Genomic DNA, 16712 nt, shown 5'->3' on the forward strand with positions numbered 1-16712 from the left:
GCTTCCCCGGGCCCCTGCATGTATCGCCTGTCCATCAAGACCAAGCTGAGCGCCGTCATCAGCATCCTGGTCCTCTCATTCATCGCCTTCAACCTGCTGTACTACCCTCGCTGGGTGGAGCAGCAGATCCTGACCCAGGCTGAACTGAGCGCGCGCCAGGTTGCCGAGACGGCCAGCTATGCCCTGGGCCCGGCCGTGAGCACGGGGAACACCCGGGACATCGCCAAGGTGCTCCAGGGCGTCCAGAACATCCCCTCCTTCCGGTTCAGCGCCGTCTACGGCGCCCATGGGGAGGCGCTGGACAGCACTCCCACCACCCCAGAGTGGGCCACGGGGCAGGTCCTGCGGGACGGCATCTCGCGCACCTATGCCCGGCGGGAGAGCAACATGCTGGTGGCGGTGGCTCCGGTCTTCTACGAGGAGCCCCGGGCGGACCAGGTGGGCACGCTGGTCATCGGGTTCACCACGGAAGGAACCCAGCGGGCCGTCCGCGAGAACATCCGCGCCAGCCTGGCCGTGGGCCTGGTCACCTTGGTGGTGGGCATCGGTGTGGCGGTCTTCCTGTCGAACCGCTACCTCCGACCGGTGATCCAGCTCACGGAGGCCGCCCAGAAGGTGGCCCAGGGCCACCTGGAGACCGTTTCCGTGAAGGTCTACACCCACGACGAGATCCAGGATCTGGGGCATTCCTTCGAGGTCATGACCGACAAGCTCCGGGTCTCCCGGGACGAGATCGAGCGCCAGAACCGCCTGCTGGAGTACCGGGTCCAGGAGCGCACCCGCCAGCTCATGGAGACCATCTGGGAGCTGGAGGAGATCCGGGCCAACCTCGAGCAGCTCGTCCAGGAGCGGACCCGCGGGCTCGAGCAGAGCCGTGTGGAACTCAGGGCCTGGGCCAGCACCCTCGAAGAGAAGGTCCAGGAGAAGACCCAGGAGCTGCGGGAACTGAATGACAGCCTGGTGACCAGCTACCAGAAGCTGAAGGAAGTGGACCGCCTGAAGGATGAGTTCCTGGCCAACGTCAGCCACGAGCTCCGCACCCCGCTGAACTCCATCATCGGTTTCTCGGGCATGCTCATGCAGGATCCGGATGGGCGGCTGGGCGAGGAGGCCAGGGAGGATCTCCAGATCATCTACCAGAACGGCCGTGCCCTCCTGGGGCTGATCGACTCGATCCTGGACCTCTCCAAGATCGAGGCGGGCAAGATGGAGCTGGAACTGGAAGAGGTGGATCCCGTGGCGCTGCTGGACGAAGTGAGGGCCATGGCGGCCGGCCTGGTGCAGAATCGCCCCATCACCCTCGAGTACCGGCGGCCCGATGATCCGGTGCGGGTCCTGGGCGACCCGGATCGGCTCCGGCAGGTCTTCACCAACCTCGTGGGCAACGCCATCAAGTTCACGGAAAGCGGCTCCGTGGCCATCTCCGCCGAGACGGTCGGAGAACGCTTCCTGGTCCGCATCGCGGACACCGGCATCGGCATGACCGAGGAGGACCTGGGCCGCCTCTTCAAGCCCTTCCAGCAGGTGGATGGCAGCATTTCCCGGCGGTTCGGCGGGACGGGTCTGGGGTTGGCCATCAGCCAGCGGTTCATGGGGCTCATGAAGGGCCACATCCGGGCCACCAGCCGCAAAGGCGAGGGCAGTGTGTTCGTAGTGGAAATGCCGTTGGCGTCCGGGGGAAAGGTATGAGCGGGGCGACTCAGAAGATCCTCTGCATCGAGGACAACGCCATGAACTGGCGCCTGGTCCAGCGGCTTCTCTCGCAGGCCGGCTTCGAGCCCCACTGGGCCGAGGATGGCCTCAAGGGGTACGAACTGGCCGTGCAGCTGAAGCCCGCCCTGATCCTCCTGGACATCAACCTGCCCGGTCTCTCCGGGTTCGAGGTGGCCACCAAGCTTCGCCAGAACCCGGCCATGGACGGCGCCCTGATCGTGGCCCTCACCGCCAAGACGATGCGCAGCGATCGGGAGACCGCCCTGGTGACCGGCTGCGATGGCTTCATCTCCAAGCCCATCGACCCGTTCCTGTTCGTCGGGCAGGTGGAATCCTACCTGGGGGGCCACCGGGACCGGCTAGAGCAGGGGCGGGAAGGGGCGGCTCTGCGGCAGTTCACCCACCAGGTGGTCGAGCACCTCGAGGCGCAGCTGCGGGAGGCCCAGGAGGGCAACCGGAAGCTCCTGGAAGCCCAGGGGGCGCTGGAGCAGCGCAGCCACCACCTCTCCAGACTGCTGGCCCTGGGCAAGGACACCATCCCGGTCCGGGATGCGGACGAGATCATGGCGAGGATTCTCGGGCAGCTGAGGGAAGAACTCGCCCTCGACCACCTCAGTGCCTACCGCCTGCATTCAAGCGGGGCCTATTTCCAGGGGCGGGCCTGGAGTGACGGTGGATTCGGGGAGACCCCGGTACTGCCCAGGGAGCAGGCCCTGGCCGCCGGCGCGGAGGCCCTTCCACCAGGCGAAGTCCTCGGGAACGCCGACCTTCGCCAGACAGCGGTCTGGGAGCAGGGCATCGACCTCGGACTGTGGGATCCGAGGGCCCAGGCCCTGCTGCTGCCGCTGCGCAGCCGCTCGGGGGAAGAGGGGCTCTGGGGTTTCCTGGCGGCGGATCGCCCCGGGCAGGCCTTCCAGCCGTTCGAGATGGAACTGGCGGCCCTGTATGCCGGGACGCTGCAGGTGAGCCTGGAGAATGCGGAGCTCATCGCGCACCTGGATGAAACCAGCCGGGCCCTGGGCACCAGCTACGAGGGGCTCGAATCCACCTATGTGGCCCTCAAGGATGCCCAGAGGGCCCTGGGGGCCCAGGACCGCAAGACCGCCTTGGGCGGCCTGTTCATGCAGATGGCCCAGCGCCTCCAGAAGCCAGTCCTCACCCTGAAGGAGGAAAGCCACACGCTGTCCGTCCACATGGAGCGGACCGAGGTCCCACTTCCCGAAGAGCGGGAGATCTGCCACCGGTCCATGGAATCGATCCGGAATGCCATCGCCCAGGTGGATGATCTGGTCCGCGCCCTGCTCCGCCGCGCAGGCCAGGTCGAGGCCAGCGCCCCGGAGTGGATCCACCTGCACGACCTGTTGCGGCAGGAACTCGAGATCTTCCAGGCGGACGGGACCCTGGCCGCGGAACTGGCGGTGGAACTGAACCTCCATGCCCCCCGGGACCTGATCTTCGGTGTCTCCACGGATTTCTCGGAGCTGCTCGGGCACCTGGTCGCCCACGCCCTGGGCGGCAGTCCCGGGTGCCTCCGGCTGCGCACCTGGGGAGGGAAGCGGCACTTCCGGCTGGAGCTGGAGGATGACGGGGGAGCCATACCCCCCGGGCTCATCGAGCGCGCCTTTGAGCCCTTCTCGGGTTTGCGGCCGGAGGATCCCGTCCTGGATTCCGGCCGCCGGCCGGGGAGTGGACTGCCTTCCTGCGCCCAGCTCATGACCGCCTATGGCGGTGCCGTGGAGCTCCTGGGGACCCCGCAGGGGACCATCGTCCGGCTCAGCCTTCCGATGGGTTGATCCGCGTCACCACTTTCTCGATGCGCTTCTCATAGGCCGTTCCCAGGACCAGCCGATGGACGAAGATGCCCGGCGTGTGGATGGCATCGGGGGCTAATTCACCCACCTCGACGATCTCCTCCACCTCCGCGATGCAGACCTTCCCGCAGGTGGCTGCCAGGGGATTGAAGTTGCGGGCGGTCTTGCGGAACACCAGGTTGCCCAGGCGGTCCGCCTTCCAGGCCTTCACCAGGGCGAAGTCCGCGAAGATGCCTTGCTCCAGCACGCATTCCCGGCCGCGGAACTGCCGGGTCTCCTTTCCCTCGGCGACCTTGGTGCCGGCCCCCGTGGGCGTGAAGAAGGCCGGGATGCCCGCGCCGCCGGCGCGCATCCGCTCGGCCAGAGTGCCCTGCGGCACCAGCTCGACCTCCAGCTCGCCGCTGAGGAACTGCCGGGCGAACTCGGCGTTCTCGCCCACGTAGCTGCTGACCATCTTGTGGATCTGGTGGTTCTTGAGCAGGATGCCCAGGCCGAAATCGTCGACGCCGGCATTGTTGGAGTAGCAGGTCAGGCCCTTCGCCCCGGTCTGGGCCAGCGCCGCGATGAGATGCTCGGGGATGCCGCAGAGGCCGAAGCCGCCCACGGCCAGGTGGGCGCCGTCCGGGATGTCCTTCACGGCTTCCAGGGCAGTGCTGATGCGCTTGTCGATCATGGAGGGAACCTCGGAACGGCCCAACAGTGTGCCATCTCTGGCATTCTGCTCGAATCCCTGTTTGAACCGGAAGGAGATCTCCATGAAGCCGGCTGTGTTCCTCGATCGGGACGGGACCCTCAACGAAGAGGTGGACTACCTCAGCGATCCGGATCGGCTGGTGATGATTCCCGGGGCCGCCGCGGCCGTGGCCCGCCTCAATGCCCGGGGCATCCCGGTGGTGGTGGTGACCAACCAGAGCGGCATCGGCCGCGGCAAGTACGATTGGCGGGATTTCTCCGCCGTCATGAGCCGCATGGGAACGCTGTTGGCCCTGGAGAACGCCCATATCGACGCCGTCTACGCCTCGCCGCACCACGAACAAGGGCAGGGGGACTATGCCGTGGCGGACCATCCCGATCGGAAGCCCAACCCGGGCATGCTGCTGAGGGCGGCCGCGGAGCATGATCTCGACCTCGACGGATCCTGGATGGTGGGGGACAAGGCCATCGATCTGGAGGCGGGCCGTCGGGCGGGGTGCCGAGTGGCCTTGGTCCGCACGGGCTACGGGGCCGAGGTGGAGGAAGCCTCGGCCGACCTGGTGGCCGCGGACCTGCCGGAGGCCGTGGACCGCATCCTGGCCCAGTGGCCATGATCCTGGTCGAGAAGACCGGCCTGGTGCAGGGCACGCTGATCCAGCGCTACAAGCGGTTCCTGGCGGATGTCCGGTTGGAGGATGGCACCGTCATCACCGCCCACACCACCAATACCGGCTCGATGAAGACCTGCTGGGAGCCCGGCGACCGGGTGCTGCTGGAACCCGCCGCCAATCCGGACCGCAAGCTGAAGTTCACCTGGCTGGTCGTGGAGCGGCCCGGAGGCTGGGTGGGGGTCGAAACCGGCATGCCGAACCGGGTGGTGGCCGAGGCCGCCCGCCGCGATGCGCTGCCGGGCCTGCCAGGCCTGCACGGGGTGCGCACGGAGGTGAAATATGGCTCCGAAAACAGCCGCATCGACGTGCTGGCCCTGGATGGGGAGGGCCGCCAGGTCTTCATCGAGGTGAAGAACACCACCTTGAAGGATGGCGCCTGGGCCCTGTTTCCGGACGCGGTGACCGAGCGTGGCACCAAGCATCTTCGGGAGCTTCAGGCCATGGTGCGCGAGGGGCACCGGGCCGCCATCGCCCTGTTCGTCCATCGTACGGACGTGGACCGGTTCGACGCGGCCCGCGAGATCGATCCGGCCTATGCGGCGGAACTGGAGCGCGCGGCGGAGACCGGAGTCACTGTCCTGCCGCTGGCTGTGCGTCTTGTCACAAGGACGGAACCAGGTGGTCTGTGGAGCTTGGGCTGGGAATTGCCGGGCCTTCTGCCTTGGGTTCCCCGGCGATAGACTGGGGCTTCGCACTGGAGATTCCCATGTCCACTTCCGCCACCGAGCTGATGAAGACGCCGCTGAATGCGGCCCACCGTGCCCTGAACGCCAAGATGGTGGATTTCGGCGGGTGGGATATGCCGGTGCAGTACCCGGCGGGGATCCTCGCGGAGCACGAGGCGGTGCGCACCAAGGCCGGCCTCTTCGACGTGAGCCACATGGGCGAGATCCGCGTGAAGGGCCCGGGCGCCCTGGCGCTGGTGGAGCACCTGACGCCCAACGCCGTTTCCAAGCTGGCCCTGGGCCAGGTCCACTACACCGCCTTCCTCTACGAGAACGGCACCTTCGTGGACGATCTGCTGGTCTACCGGGAAGGCGAAGAGGAGTTCCTGCTGGTGGTGAACGCCGGCAACTCCGACAAGGACTTCGCCTGGGTGCAGCAGCAGGCCAAGGGCTTCGACTGCACCGTGGTGAACGAAAGCCCCGCCACCGGCCAGATCGCCCTGCAGGGCCCGCTGGCCGTGGGCATCCTCCAGCCCCTGACGAAGACCCCGCTCGACCCCATCGGCTACTACTTCTTCACCCACGGCGAGGTGGCCGGGATCAAGTGCCTCATCAGCCGCACAGGCTACACGGGCGAGGATGGCTTCGAGCTCTACTGCGCCGCCGGCGACACCGAGCGGCTCTGGAATGCCGTGCTGGCCGCCGGGAAACCCGCCGGATTGATCCCTGCCGGCCTGGGCTGCCGCAACACCCTGCGCCTGGAGTGCAAGATGGCCCTCTATGGTCACGAGATCGATGACACCATCCATGCGTTGGAGGCTGGCCTCGGCTGGATCGTGAAGCTGGACAAGGGCGACTTCATCGGGCGCGAGGCCCTGCTGGCCGCCAAGGCGGCGCCGGCTCCGCGCAAGCTCGTGGGCTTCAAGACCCTGGAGAAGCGCGACATTGCCCGCGATCACATGCCCGTGGTGCAGGACGGCCGGCAGATCGGCTTCGTCACCAGCGCGGCCCCCTCACCGACCTGCGGATTCAACCTGGGCCTGGCCTACGTCCCCACCGACCTGGCCAAGATCGGCGGGCGCATCCAGATCGAGATCCGCGGCCGGGCCGTGGATGCGGAAATCATCCCCACGCCGTTCTACAAGCGGGCAAAGTAGTTCCCTTCCCCCTGCACATCCCACACTCCATGGAGGATCCATGTTCCCTGCCGACCTGAAGTACACCAAGGACCACGAGTGGCTGAAGCCCGCGGGCGATGGCACTGCGCTGGTGGGGATCACCCACTATGCCCAGGATGCCCTGGGCGACGTGGTCTTCGTGGATCTGCCCGAAGCTGGCGCGGCCTTCGGCCAGGGCGAGGAATTCGGCACCGTGGAGTCCGTGAAGACCGTCTCTGAGCTGAACATGCCCACGGCCGGCGAAGTCCTCGAGGTGAACGCGGCCCTGACGGATCATCCGGAGGCTGTGAATGAGGATCCCTACGGCAAGGGCTGGATGGTCAAGATCAAGCTGACCGGCGCCCTGGCCGGCGACCTCCTGGACGCTGCCGCCTACGAAGCCCTGGTGAGCGCGGAAAGCCACTAGGCTCATGCCGCTGCCGCTTCTGACAGCCCTGCTCTGGGGGGCGGCGCCGGTCCAGGGACCGCCGCCGCCCCCCCAGCCCCAGGCCGTGATCGCCCCTGTCCGGGCCCCCGAATCGGATGCGGCCCGGCTCGCCCGCCTGCGGTCCCTTGTGGAGGCCGCGGAACAGGCGCTGGAAGCGGACGATGAAGATGCGGCCGAGGCGCGTGCCGATGAGGCGGATGTCCTCACGGCCGACTGGCCGCCGGAACTGCTGCGTACGGCGGCGGTCCAGGATCTGCTTCAGCGGCTGAAGGAGGTCCAGGAACAGCTCTCGGCCGAGGAGCCGCCGGCCCCGGGTGAGGCGGAACCGGGCCTCAAAGCCGCGGAGGAGGTCATCTCCCTCAGCGGGGAGGAACTCCGGAGCGAGCTGGAGAAGGTCCGGGCGGCGGAGCAGGGTGCCACCTACGACTTCCCCATCGACCTCAATGACAAGGTGCTCACCTGGGTGAGCGTCTTCACGACCAGCAAGCGCGGCTTCATGGAAAATGCCCTGACCCGCGCCTCGGTGTACATGCCGATGATCCGGCAGGTCTTCGCCGAAGAGGGCGTCCCTTCGGACCTGGCCTACCTGGCGGTCATCGAATCGGGCTTCCGCAACGAGGCCAAGAGCCGCGCCAAGGCCGTGGGCATGTGGCAGTTCATCCGTTCCACCGGGCGCATCTACGGACTGACCGGCAATGCCTGGGTCGAGGAGCGCCGCGATCCGGTCAAGTCCGCCCGCGCCGCCGCGCGCTACCTGAAGCGCCTCTACGAGATCTCCGGCGACTGGTATCTGGCGGCCTCCGGCTACAACGCCGGCCCGCTCACGCTCGAGCGCGCGATCCAGAACATCGGCACCCGCAACTTCTGGGATCTCGCCCGTTCCCGCTGGCTGCGCACCGAGACCAAGAACTACGTGCCGGAACTCTGCGCGGCGATCCTGGTGGGGCGCAACCCCGAGCGGTACGGCCTGAACATCGTGCCGATGACACCGTACGTCTACGAGACGGTGACGGTTCCCACCATGACCAGTCTGGCCGTGCTGGCGCGCTGCGCCGGAACGGACTCCGCGACCCTGAAGGCCCTGAACCCCGAGCTGCTGCGTGGCTCGACGCCTCCCGGGAGCTATACGCTGCGTGTCCCCCCAGGCAAGGCCCTGGAGTGCCTGCGCCAGCTGGCCCGCATGCCGGCCGGCAAGCGGCTGGATTTCCAGCACTACACCGTCCGCAGGGGCGACACCCTGGCCAAGGTGGCCAAGCGGTTCAAGCTCGCTCCGGACGATCTGCTGGATGCCAACGACATCACCGCGCGGCAGTTCAAGCCCGGGAAGCGCCTCCTGGTGCCGCCGGCGCCGAGCCTGGCCCTGGATGCCCGCGACCTCGCCCCCAGGATCGAGCGCGTGAAGCTGCTGGGAGACCGGCCTCTGGAACCCCTTCCGGTGGTTCCCGCCGACCCCGGCCCCGCCGCTGCCCCTGGGGGCGCGGTGGCCGGGAAGGTGGAGGACAGCGCCGCTCCCGCCCTCCCCAAAGCGACTGCATCCGCGGCGGTCGAGCCTCCAGCCGCTGCGGCGGAGAGGCCGCCGACGGCCGCCGTTCGCGAACCCGCCTCCGAGGGCGCCACCTATCGGGCCAAGCCGGGCGATACCCTCGCCAAGATCGCACGGGCACGGAAGGTTCCGCTGGGGCAGCTGATGCGGCTGAATCCGGTGGCCGCGAAGGCGCTGCACCCTGGAGACACCGTCCGACTGCCCGGTTCCGATGCCTCCGGATCCGCGCAGCCCGCCACTGCCACCCCGCGGTCGCACCTGGTGCGGCGGGGGGAGACGCTCGCCGCCATCAGCCGGAAGTACGGTCTGGATCCCGAGGATCTCAAGGCCTGGAACCGGATGAAGGGCGATCGTGTTCAGGCAGGCCAGCGGCTCCGTCTGGTTCCCCGATGATCTGTGCTTGCAGAAGCGGAGAAGGGGTGTGATACTAGGTTTTCCCGATTGGGGCCATAGCTCAGCTGGGAGAGCGCTTGCATGGCATGCAAGAGGTCGTCGGTTCGATCCCGATTGGCTCCACCAAAACCGAAGGCCACCGGAAGGTGGCCTTCGCGCTGTCAGCCGTCAGCTATCAGCTGTCAGTCGCACCTCCACCGATAGCTGGCAGTTGATCGCCGAGAGCTGAATCGCCCATGCTCGCTTCCCTCAACCATGTCGATCTCCGCTTCGGCCCCCAGGAGGTGCTGAAGGATGTGACCTGGGCCATCCAGGAGGGGGAGTGCTGGGGCGTCATCGGGCGCAACGGTGCGGGCAAGAGCACAGTCTTCAAGCTGCTGCTCGGCCAGCTGGAAGCCGACAGCGGCACGGTGGTGAAGCCCACGAAGGAGCGCGGCATCCGCATGGGCCACTACGCCCAGGACCTGGTGCCTGAGACCCAGGGCAGCGTGCTGGAAGAGGCTCTGGCGGCCTTCGGCGACGTGGAACGCCTCCAGCATGAGATGCGCGAGCTGGAGCACCGCATGGGTGAGGCCGGCGCTGAGCTCGACGAGGTGATGGAGCGCTACCAGAAGGTGACGGAGATATTCGAACACCTCGACGGGTTCACCATCCGCGCCCGGGCCGAGAGCATCCTGCAGGCCCTCGGCTTCAGCGCCGCCGATTTCGAACGCCCCGTGGAGACCCTGTCCGGTGGCCAGAAGAGCCGGGTGATGCTGGCCAAGGCCATCCTCCAGGGCCAGGACCTGCTGCTGTTGGACGAGCCCACCAACCACCTGGACCTGCCCAGCCTGCGCTGGCTCGAGTCGTTCATCCAGGACACCGATGCCACCGTGGCGGTCATCAGCCACGACCGCTACTTCCTGGACAAGATCGCCACCGAGATCCTGGAGCTGGAGCTGGGCCGCTCGCGGGCCTACGACGGCAACTACTCCGAGTTCATGGAGAAGAAGGAACAGGAACTTGAGCTGCTGGAGCGCCACTACGAGCAGCAGCAGGCCTACATCAAGAACCAGGAAGAGTACATCCGCCGCAACATCGCAGGCCAGAACACCAAGCAGGCCCGCGGCCGCCGGACCCACCTCGCCAAGCTGGACCGCATCCAGAAACCCCTGAAGGACCGGCGGAAAGTGAAGTTCAGCTTCCCCGAGACTCAGCGCAGCGGGGATGTGGCCCTGGTGTTGGAGAACGCCAGCGTGGGTTGGGGCGGGAAACCGCTCTACGCGCCTCTGGAGCAGCTGCAGATCAAGCGTGGCCAGAAGATGGGCATCGTGGGCCTCAATGGTACCGGGAAGTCCACCCTGCTGAAGGCCATCTCCGAGGAGATCCCCTTCATCACCGGCCGGGCCCGCCTGGGCAGCCAGGTGAAGCTGGGCTACTTCGACCAGCACCACAAGAACCTGGATCCGCGGAACACCGTGTTCCAGCAGATCCACGCCGTGAATCCCCAGGCCCTCAAGCAGGATGTCCTGGGCTTCCTGGCCAAGTTCCAGTTCCGCGGTGATGAGGTGGACAAGCCCGTGACGGCCCTTTCAGGCGGCGAGCGGGCGCGCCTCAGCATCGCCACCCTCATTCGCCACGGCGTGAACCTGCTGCTGCTGGACGAACCCACGAACCACATGGACATCCCCAGCATGGAAGCGATGGAGGACACCATCCTGAGCTTCACCGGCGCCGCCATCGTGGTGACCCACGACCGCTACCTGCTCGGCCGTGTGGCGGACTCCCTGCTGCGCATCCACGAGGGCAGGGCGGAGTTCCGAGAGGGCGGCTATGAGGACCACCAGGCTTGGGTGGACCTGGATCTGAGCGCCGAGACGGAATCAGGCAGCCCTGAACCCGAAGCCACCAGGAAGCCCCCTTCGCCGCAGGCGAGGCAAAGTTCTGGGGCGAAGCCGCAGAGCGCCGCCACCGCGCCGATTCAGCCTTCCAAGCCCACCGCCATCGACAAGGACAAGCAGCGGGCGGTGAAGCGCTTCGAGAAGCATGTGGCCGAGGCCGAGGCCAAAGTGGCGGACCTCGAGGCGAGACTGGCGGACCTGCAGAAGGAGATGGCCGCCATGGATCCTGCCGACTGGCAGGCCTTCAGCGCCAAACTCGATGCCCAGAAGACGCTCGAGGCGGACCTGGCCTACGCCATGAGCGACTGGGAAGCCGCCCAGACGGCCCTGGAGGAAGCCCAGCGCTGAGGGTGATAGCATCCTGGGGATCCCCGAGGTTCCCATGACGGCTCTCCGCGGCGCCCACGTCCTCATCACCGGTGCGGCCAGTGGCCTGGGCCGTCTCATGGCCCTGGAGGCAACGCGCCGTGGGGCCCGGGTGAGCCTGGTGGACCGTGAGGCCAAAGGCCTTGGCGAGGTCTGCGAGGCCATCCGCGGCCGGCAAGGGGATGCCGAGGGGTTCGTGGTGGACCTCTCCGACAAGGCCGCTGTCCAGGCTGCCTGCGCTGAAATACGCCAGCACCGCGGGGCGGTCGATATCCTCATCAACAACGCGGGCATCGTCTCCGGGAAGACCCTGCTGGAGTGCAGCGACGAGGCCATCGAGCGCACCTTCCAGGTGAATGTCCTGGCGAATTTCTGGACGGTTCGGGCCTTCCTGCCGGACATGCTGGCGGCGGGGAAGGGGCATATCGTCACGGTGGCCTCCGCCGCGGGCCTGGCGGGCACCTCGCGCCTGGTGGACTACTCCGCATCGAAGTTCGCCGCGGTGGGTTTCGACGAGTCCCTGCGCATGGAACTGAAGCGGCTGGGCAGCCCTGTGCGCACCACCGTGGTGTGTCCCTTCTTCATCGACACCGGCATGTTCGAAGGGGTGAAGACCCGCTTCGCATGGCTGCTGCCCATCCTCAAGCCCGACTACGTGGTGCGGCGCATCCTGGACGCCATCGAAGGCAATCGCTCACGCCTGATCATGCCCCGCTTCGTGATGACCGTGCCCGTGATCCGCGTGCTGCCGCCCTTCCTCTTCGACGCCGTGCTCAGCTTCTTCGGCGTGAACCGGAGCATGGACGAGTTCGTGGGCAGACACGAGTAACTTGAAACGCTCACCCTTCGGGGGGATCATTCACCGGTCTCCAGGGTGAGCGATGAACCTCCGAGCCCCCTGCCTTACGAGTGGTTTGCTGTTGTCCCTACTCCAGGGATGCCTGGTCGTTCCTTATAAACCCGCATCCACACTGCCGGACCAGAGGGTGGTGGATTCGCTGGCCCAGGGAGACGAGACCCGGCAGAGCCTGCGCGCGAAGATGGGCCCCCCCAATTTGTTGGAACTTCAGTCCATCTATGCGTGGGAATGGGAGGGAGACCGGACGGATATTCTCTGGTCTGCCGGGTGGGTTTACGGGGGCAGCGGGGGCCATAAAGAGGGCTCTCCTAAAGTATTCCGGGTCCTGGCTCGGTTTGAAGGCGACAGGGTCATCCGGATGGAACGGGATGTCGCCTTCTACAAGTTCAACACTCTCCCTTCAGACCCGGACAAGGTTTGGGGTGCCTGGTCGGGAGACCGCCATCGGAGGAGGGGGCGCCTTCTCCCACCCTCCGAGTGCATCCGGATGGAGCGTTCCAGCGGCCTCAAGTCCGTGCTGATGCTCCCGGAAGGGCGTATCTTCGCCGTGGATGCCCACGGGGCCCTGTGGGCCCGGGGAATGGGCCAAACCGGTCCCTCCTCTGGCCTGCTGGATTCCGTGGACGCGCGAGAGGGATCAGAGACAGCTGTTCCTCGGCTGGCGGTCGACCCCTCTGGGCGGTTCGTGGCCGTTGGCTTCCAGGGGAAGGTGCGGGTCTGGGACAACAGAGAGAACTGCCGGGTACTGGACCTGGGTGAACCTGGAATCGGACCTGTGGGGACCTCCTTTTCGGAGATACAGGAAGTTGTCTTTTCCCCGAATGGCCAATGGCTGGCTGTGCTGGGTTCTCGCGCCTCGGTTCTGCTCAAGACGGCAGACTGGAAGGCGGCCGCGAGGCTCGCAGGCGAGGACAAAGTTTCCCGAGCGGCCTTCTCTCCCGATAGCCGGCGCCTGATCATCCAGGGGGGGCGGTTCCAGATCCTCGACGCTGCCTCCGGAGATCTCCTTGGGGAGCTTGCGGATGCATCATCAGGAAGCTTCGCCATGCAGGGCTCCCGGCTCGTCATTTCAGGGGTCGAGCTGCAAGTCGTTGACCTGGAAACAGGTAGGGAGCTTGGTCGCATAAGGAGACCGCCCACCAGTTCCACCACCGCCTCTGAGCTTCGCTTCTCGTCCGGGGGCGTTTGCACCGTCTATACCCGGGAGACCTTGGAACAATGGAGCCTCATCGAGGTCGAACGCAGCTTCAGGGCTGGGAGCAAGCGGTTGGAATTGAGCGGGGATGCGGAAGTCCCAGCTCTCCTGGATATCCGGATGGTGCCGATCTCCCCGGCAAGCCTCTTCCCGTGGTACACGACCACGGAACGGCTGTTCTCGCCGGATGGCCAGTGGCTCGTGGACCACTGGCATCCCTACATTCAGATCCTGTCGGCCACGACGCTGCAACCTCTTGGCAGCATCCGCATCACGGAGAAACCTGAAGATATCCGCATCGGATTCTCCGGGGATGGGCGGCTCTTCGTGCTCACACCGAACGAGATCCGCCTCTGGAACCTTGCATCCATCCAAGCTGAGACAACCCCCAGAAAGAACCCGGAGGGGAAAGGCCTCCCTGCGAAGGGCTCAGCCATGGGGCACTAGGGCCTGTTCGATTATCAAAACAAATGCCTAGAAATAGCGAAGCGTCAGGTCGATCATCCGGCGCACGAAGCTGGTGTAGGGCGGATACATGAGTTGGATGGCGGAGAACCGGGTCCGCTGGCGCAGGATGCCGCGCGCATTGGAGAAGGCCTCGAAGCCGTGGATGCCGTGTGCCTTGCCGAAGCCGGAGGTGTTCACGCCGCCGGTGGGCAGACTGGTGTGGGCGAAGTGCAGCACCGTGTCGTTGATGCAGGTTCCACCCGCCGTGGTGCGGGCGATGAGATCCCCGGCGGTCCGGCGGTTGCCGCTGAAGACATAGAGGGCCAGGGGCTTGGGGCGGGCGTTGACGAAGGCCACGGCCTCGCCCATGTCCTTCACCTTCAGGACCGGCAGGAGGGGTCCGAAGATCTCCTCCTGCATGACCGGCGAGGCCGGATCCACGCCCGTGAGCACCGTGGGGCCGATGTAGCGGGAGGCCGCATCGACCTCCCCGCCGAAGGCGATCTGCCCGCCAGACCCGTGCAGCAGGGCCTGGACTCGGGTGAAGTGCCGGTCGTTGATGATCCGGGCGAGATCGGGGCTGGCCTGGCGAGCCTCGGGGGTGGCGCCGTAGAAGGCCGTGAAGGCCTGCTTCAGCTCGTCCACCAGGCGGTCGTGGACCCGTTCGTGGACCAGGAGGTAGTCCGGGGCCACGCAGGTCTGGCCGCCGTTGAGCCCCTTGCCCCAGGCGACCTTGCGGGCGGCCTCGCGCAGGTTGGCATCCGCGTCCACGAGCACGGGCGACTTGCCGCCCAGTTCCAGCGTCACCGAGGCCAGATGCTCGGCCGCGGCCTTCATCACGGCCTTGCCCACGCCTGGGCTGCCCGTGAAGAAGACATGGTCGAAGGGCAGGGCCAGCAGGGCTTTGGAGGCTTCCGCATCCCCCTCCACCAGGGCCACCTCCTCCTCGGGGAACAGGCTGGCCAGAAGCTCCCGCAGGAAGGCCGTGGTATGGGGCGTCAGCTCCGAGGGTTTGAGGATGGCGCAGTTGCCGGCGGCGAGGGCGGAGACCAGGGGCCCCAAGGTGAGGTAGATGGGGTAGTTCCAGGGGCTGATGATGAGCACCACGCCCTTGGGCTCGTGGCGGATGGTGCCGGCGCTGCCGAGGAGGCCGATGGGGGTGGGCACCCGCCGCAGCTTCATCCAGCGGGGAAGGTGCCGCAGGGCCTCCTTGATCTCAGAGATGACGGGATAGAGTTCGGTGAGGTCGACTTCCTCCGGGGCCTTCCGGAAGTCCGCGGCCAGGGCCGCCCGGGCCTCGTCTCTGCGGGCCATGAGCGCTTCCAGGAGGGTAAGCAGCTTGGCCCGGCGCTGGTCGGCGGATGACGCCGCCACCCGCCAGCGGGCCGCCTGCTGGCGGGCGAAGAGGGCTTCCAGCGGGGTCGTGGTCATGGGCGGTCCTGGGGGTGGTTCCGCCCATGATAGTCCTACGCCCAGGCCATCTCCGCGGTGAAGTGCCGCAGGTACTTGCTCTGCTTGACGATCTTCACGCCCCGGATCTCCTTGGCCTTGGCCTTCACTTCGGCGATGACCTCGGCCGCGAAGTCGAAGTGGCTCTGGGTGTACATGCGGCGGGGGAAGGCCAGGCGCACGAGTTCCATGGAGTGGTAGGTCTCGGTGCCGTCGTCCAGGTGCTTGCCGAACATGACGGAGCCGATCTCCACGCCCCGGATGCCGCCTTCCAGGTAGAGGGCGTTGCAGAGGGCCCAGGCCGGGTACTGCGACACCGGCATGTCGGGAAGGACGGTCTTGGCGTCGATGTAGACTGCGTGTCCGCCGGTGGGCTTCACGAACCCCACGCCCGCGGCCTCCAGCTTCTCGCCCAGGTACTCGGCGGTGCGCAGGCGGTAGCGGAGGTAGTCCTCGTGCATGCCCTCCTCCAGGCCCACGGCCATGGCCTCCAGGTCCCGTCCGGCCAGGCCGCCGTAGGTGGGGAAGCCCTCCGTGAGGATGAGCATGTTGCGCACGGGGTCGAGCCACTCGTCGCTGCGCAGCATGATGAAGCCGCCCATGTTCACCAGGGCGTCCTTCTTGGCGCTCATGGTGCAGCCATCGGCATAGCTGAACATCTCCTGGCAGATGGCCTTGATGGGTGTGTCCTGATAGCCGTCCTCCCGGAGCTTGATGAACATGGCGTTCTCGGCGAAGCGGCAGACGTCCATGATCAGGGGCTTGCCGTACTTCTTCAGGAGCGCGGCGTAGGCGCGGAGGTTCGCCATGGAGACCGGCTGGCCGCCGCCGGTGTTGTTGGTCACGGTGATCATGCCGAAGGGGATGCGGGCGCCGTCCTTCTTGAGCACCTCCTCCACGCGGGCCAGGTCGATGTTGCCCTTGAAGGGGTGGATGAGGCTGGGCTGGAGCCCTTCGGGGATCACCAGGTCCACGGCCTCGACGCCGTTGTACTCCAGGTTGGCCCGGGTCGTGTCGAAGTGGCAGTTGTTGGGCACCAGATCGCCCTTCTTGCATACCGCCGTGAAGAGCACCTTCTCGGCGGCGCGGCCCTGGTGGGTGGGGATGAAATGGGCCATGCCCGTAATGTCCTGGAGGACTGCCTCCAGCCGGAAGAAGCTGCGGGCGCCGGCATAGCTCTCATCGCCCACCATGATGGCGCCCCACTGGGCGGAGCTCATGGCGCCCGTGCCGGAATCCGTCAGCCAGTCCAGCAGCACGTCCTCCGCCCGCAGCTTGAACACGTTCAGCTTGGCGGCCTCCAGCAGCTCCAGACGCTCGGCGGCGCTGGTCATGCGGATGGGCTCCACGGACTTGATGCGGAAGGGCTCGATCATGGTGCGGGGCATGGTGGCTCCAGGCAGAACCCCCAGGGTAATGGAG

Annotated in this window: 13 protein-coding genes and 1 tRNA gene; 11 read left to right on the forward strand and 3 right to left on the reverse strand. The window is 66.8% G+C overall.

The window, feature by feature from the left end; all coding sequences use genetic code 11:
* Positions 1 to 18: 18 nt before the first annotated feature.
* Together MLE43_RS01730 and MLE43_RS01735 are read left to right on the forward strand one after the other, a co-directional pair.
* The gene (locus MLE43_RS01730) at positions 19 to 1689 is read left to right on the forward strand and encodes a sensor histidine kinase (protein WP_243301095.1); all 1671 of its coding nucleotides are present in this window, start codon (positions 19 to 21) and stop codon (positions 1687 to 1689) included.
* Complete coding sequence (locus MLE43_RS01735; RefSeq protein WP_243301096.1) at positions 1686 to 3506, forward strand: response regulator; 1821 nt, start codon at positions 1686 to 1688, stop codon at positions 3504 to 3506. The genes MLE43_RS01730 and MLE43_RS01735 overlap by 4 nt, the downstream gene beginning before the upstream one ends.
* On the opposite strand, the gene MLE43_RS01740 is transcribed toward MLE43_RS01735, so the two are convergent.
* On the reverse strand, positions 3487 to 4197 hold the full coding sequence (locus tag MLE43_RS01740; protein WP_243301098.1) for a CoA transferase subunit A: 711 nt from the start codon (positions 4195 to 4197) through the stop codon (positions 3487 to 3489). The genes MLE43_RS01735 and MLE43_RS01740 overlap by 20 nt on opposite strands.
* 82 nt (positions 4198 to 4279) lie before the next feature.
* On the opposite strand from MLE43_RS01740, the gene MLE43_RS01745 reads away from it, so the two are divergent.
* From MLE43_RS01745 to MLE43_RS01785, 9 genes are all read left to right on the forward strand, one after another.
* On the forward strand, positions 4280 to 4831 hold the full coding sequence (locus MLE43_RS01745) for a D-glycero-alpha-D-manno-heptose-1,7-bisphosphate 7-phosphatase (RefSeq protein WP_243301099.1): 552 nt from the start codon (positions 4280 to 4282) through the stop codon (positions 4829 to 4831).
* Positions 4828 to 5568 carry a DNA/RNA nuclease SfsA gene (gene sfsA, locus MLE43_RS01750; protein ID WP_243301101.1) on the forward strand — a complete coding sequence of 247 codons (741 nt, stop codon included), beginning with the start codon at positions 4828 to 4830 and terminating at the stop codon, positions 5566 to 5568. The genes MLE43_RS01745 and sfsA overlap by 4 nt, the downstream gene beginning before the upstream one ends.
* A gap of 26 nt (positions 5569 to 5594) precedes the next feature.
* The gene (gcvT, locus tag MLE43_RS01755) at positions 5595 to 6710 is read left to right on the forward strand and encodes a glycine cleavage system aminomethyltransferase GcvT (RefSeq protein ID WP_243301104.1); all 1116 of its coding nucleotides are present in this window, start codon (positions 5595 to 5597) and stop codon (positions 6708 to 6710) included.
* A gap of 40 nt (positions 6711 to 6750) precedes the next feature.
* On the forward strand, positions 6751 to 7137 hold the full coding sequence (gcvH, locus tag MLE43_RS01760; RefSeq protein ID WP_243301106.1) for a glycine cleavage system protein GcvH: 387 nt from the start codon (positions 6751 to 6753) through the stop codon (positions 7135 to 7137).
* Between the two features lie 4 nt (positions 7138 to 7141).
* Positions 7142 to 9094, forward strand: a complete 1953-nt coding sequence (locus MLE43_RS01765; RefSeq protein ID WP_243301110.1) for a lytic transglycosylase domain-containing protein — start codon at positions 7142 to 7144, stop codon at positions 9092 to 9094.
* Between the two features lie 50 nt (positions 9095 to 9144).
* Positions 9145 to 9220: transfer RNA gene (locus tag MLE43_RS01770), tRNA-Ala, on the forward strand.
* A gap of 110 nt (positions 9221 to 9330) precedes the next feature.
* A complete protein-coding gene (locus tag MLE43_RS01775; RefSeq protein ID WP_243301111.1) occupies positions 9331 to 11322 on the forward strand; it encodes an ABC-F family ATP-binding cassette domain-containing protein in 1992 nt (663 codons plus the stop codon).
* 34 nt (positions 11323 to 11356) lie between these two features.
* Positions 11357 to 12169, forward strand: coding sequence for an SDR family oxidoreductase (locus MLE43_RS01780; protein ID WP_243301112.1), 813 nt, complete (start codon positions 11357 to 11359; stop codon positions 12167 to 12169).
* A 160-nt stretch (positions 12170 to 12329) separates the two neighbouring features.
* Positions 12330 to 13841: a WD40 repeat domain-containing protein gene (locus MLE43_RS01785; protein WP_243301113.1), complete on the forward strand. Its 1512-nt coding sequence runs from the start codon at positions 12330 to 12332 to the stop codon at positions 13839 to 13841.
* A 27-nt stretch (positions 13842 to 13868) separates the two neighbouring features.
* On the opposite strand, the gene MLE43_RS01790 is transcribed toward MLE43_RS01785, so the two are convergent.
* Together MLE43_RS01790 and MLE43_RS01795 are read right to left on the reverse strand one after the other, a co-directional pair.
* Positions 13869 to 15272 (reverse strand): aldehyde dehydrogenase family protein, encoded by a 1404-nt coding sequence (locus tag MLE43_RS01790; protein WP_243301114.1) that lies wholly within the window; start codon positions 15270 to 15272, stop codon positions 13869 to 13871.
* A 35-nt stretch (positions 15273 to 15307) separates the two neighbouring features.
* A complete protein-coding gene (locus tag MLE43_RS01795; protein ID WP_243301115.1) occupies positions 15308 to 16678 on the reverse strand; it encodes a tryptophanase in 1371 nt (456 codons plus the stop codon).
* Between the last annotated feature and the right edge of the window lie 34 nt (positions 16679 to 16712).

The organism is Geothrix oryzisoli (genome assembly GCF_022808865.1).
Lineage (GTDB): Bacteria > Acidobacteriota > Holophagae > Holophagales > Holophagaceae > Geothrix > Geothrix oryzisoli.

Excerpts from the sequence above, each read along its gene's own strand:
- MLE43_RS01730 (WP_243301095.1), top strand. The coding sequence starts at position 19 with ATGTATCGCCTGTCCATCAAGACCAAGCTGAGCGCCGTCATCAGCATC.
- MLE43_RS01735 (WP_243301096.1), top strand. The coding sequence starts at position 1,686 with ATGAGCGGGGCGACTCAGAAGATCCTCTGCATCGAGGACAACGCCATG.
- MLE43_RS01740 (WP_243301098.1), bottom strand. The coding sequence starts at position 4,197 with ATGATCGACAAGCGCATCAGCACTGCCCTGGAAGCCGTGAAGGACATC.
- MLE43_RS01745 (WP_243301099.1), top strand. The coding sequence starts at position 4,280 with ATGAAGCCGGCTGTGTTCCTCGATCGGGACGGGACCCTCAACGAAGAG.
- sfsA (WP_243301101.1), top strand. The coding sequence starts at position 4,828 with ATGATCCTGGTCGAGAAGACCGGCCTGGTGCAGGGCACGCTGATCCAG.
- gcvT (WP_243301104.1), top strand. The coding sequence starts at position 5,595 with ATGTCCACTTCCGCCACCGAGCTGATGAAGACGCCGCTGAATGCGGCC.
- gcvH (WP_243301106.1), top strand. The coding sequence starts at position 6,751 with ATGTTCCCTGCCGACCTGAAGTACACCAAGGACCACGAGTGGCTGAAG.
- MLE43_RS01765 (WP_243301110.1), top strand. The coding sequence starts at position 7,142 with ATGCCGCTGCCGCTTCTGACAGCCCTGCTCTGGGGGGCGGCGCCGGTC.
- MLE43_RS01775 (WP_243301111.1), top strand. The coding sequence starts at position 9,331 with ATGCTCGCTTCCCTCAACCATGTCGATCTCCGCTTCGGCCCCCAGGAG.
- MLE43_RS01780 (WP_243301112.1), top strand. The coding sequence starts at position 11,357 with ATGACGGCTCTCCGCGGCGCCCACGTCCTCATCACCGGTGCGGCCAGT.
- MLE43_RS01790 (WP_243301114.1), bottom strand. The coding sequence starts at position 15,272 with ATGACCACGACCCCGCTGGAAGCCCTCTTCGCCCGCCAGCAGGCGGCC.
- MLE43_RS01795 (WP_243301115.1), bottom strand. The coding sequence starts at position 16,678 with ATGCCCCGCACCATGATCGAGCCCTTCCGCATCAAGTCCGTGGAGCCC.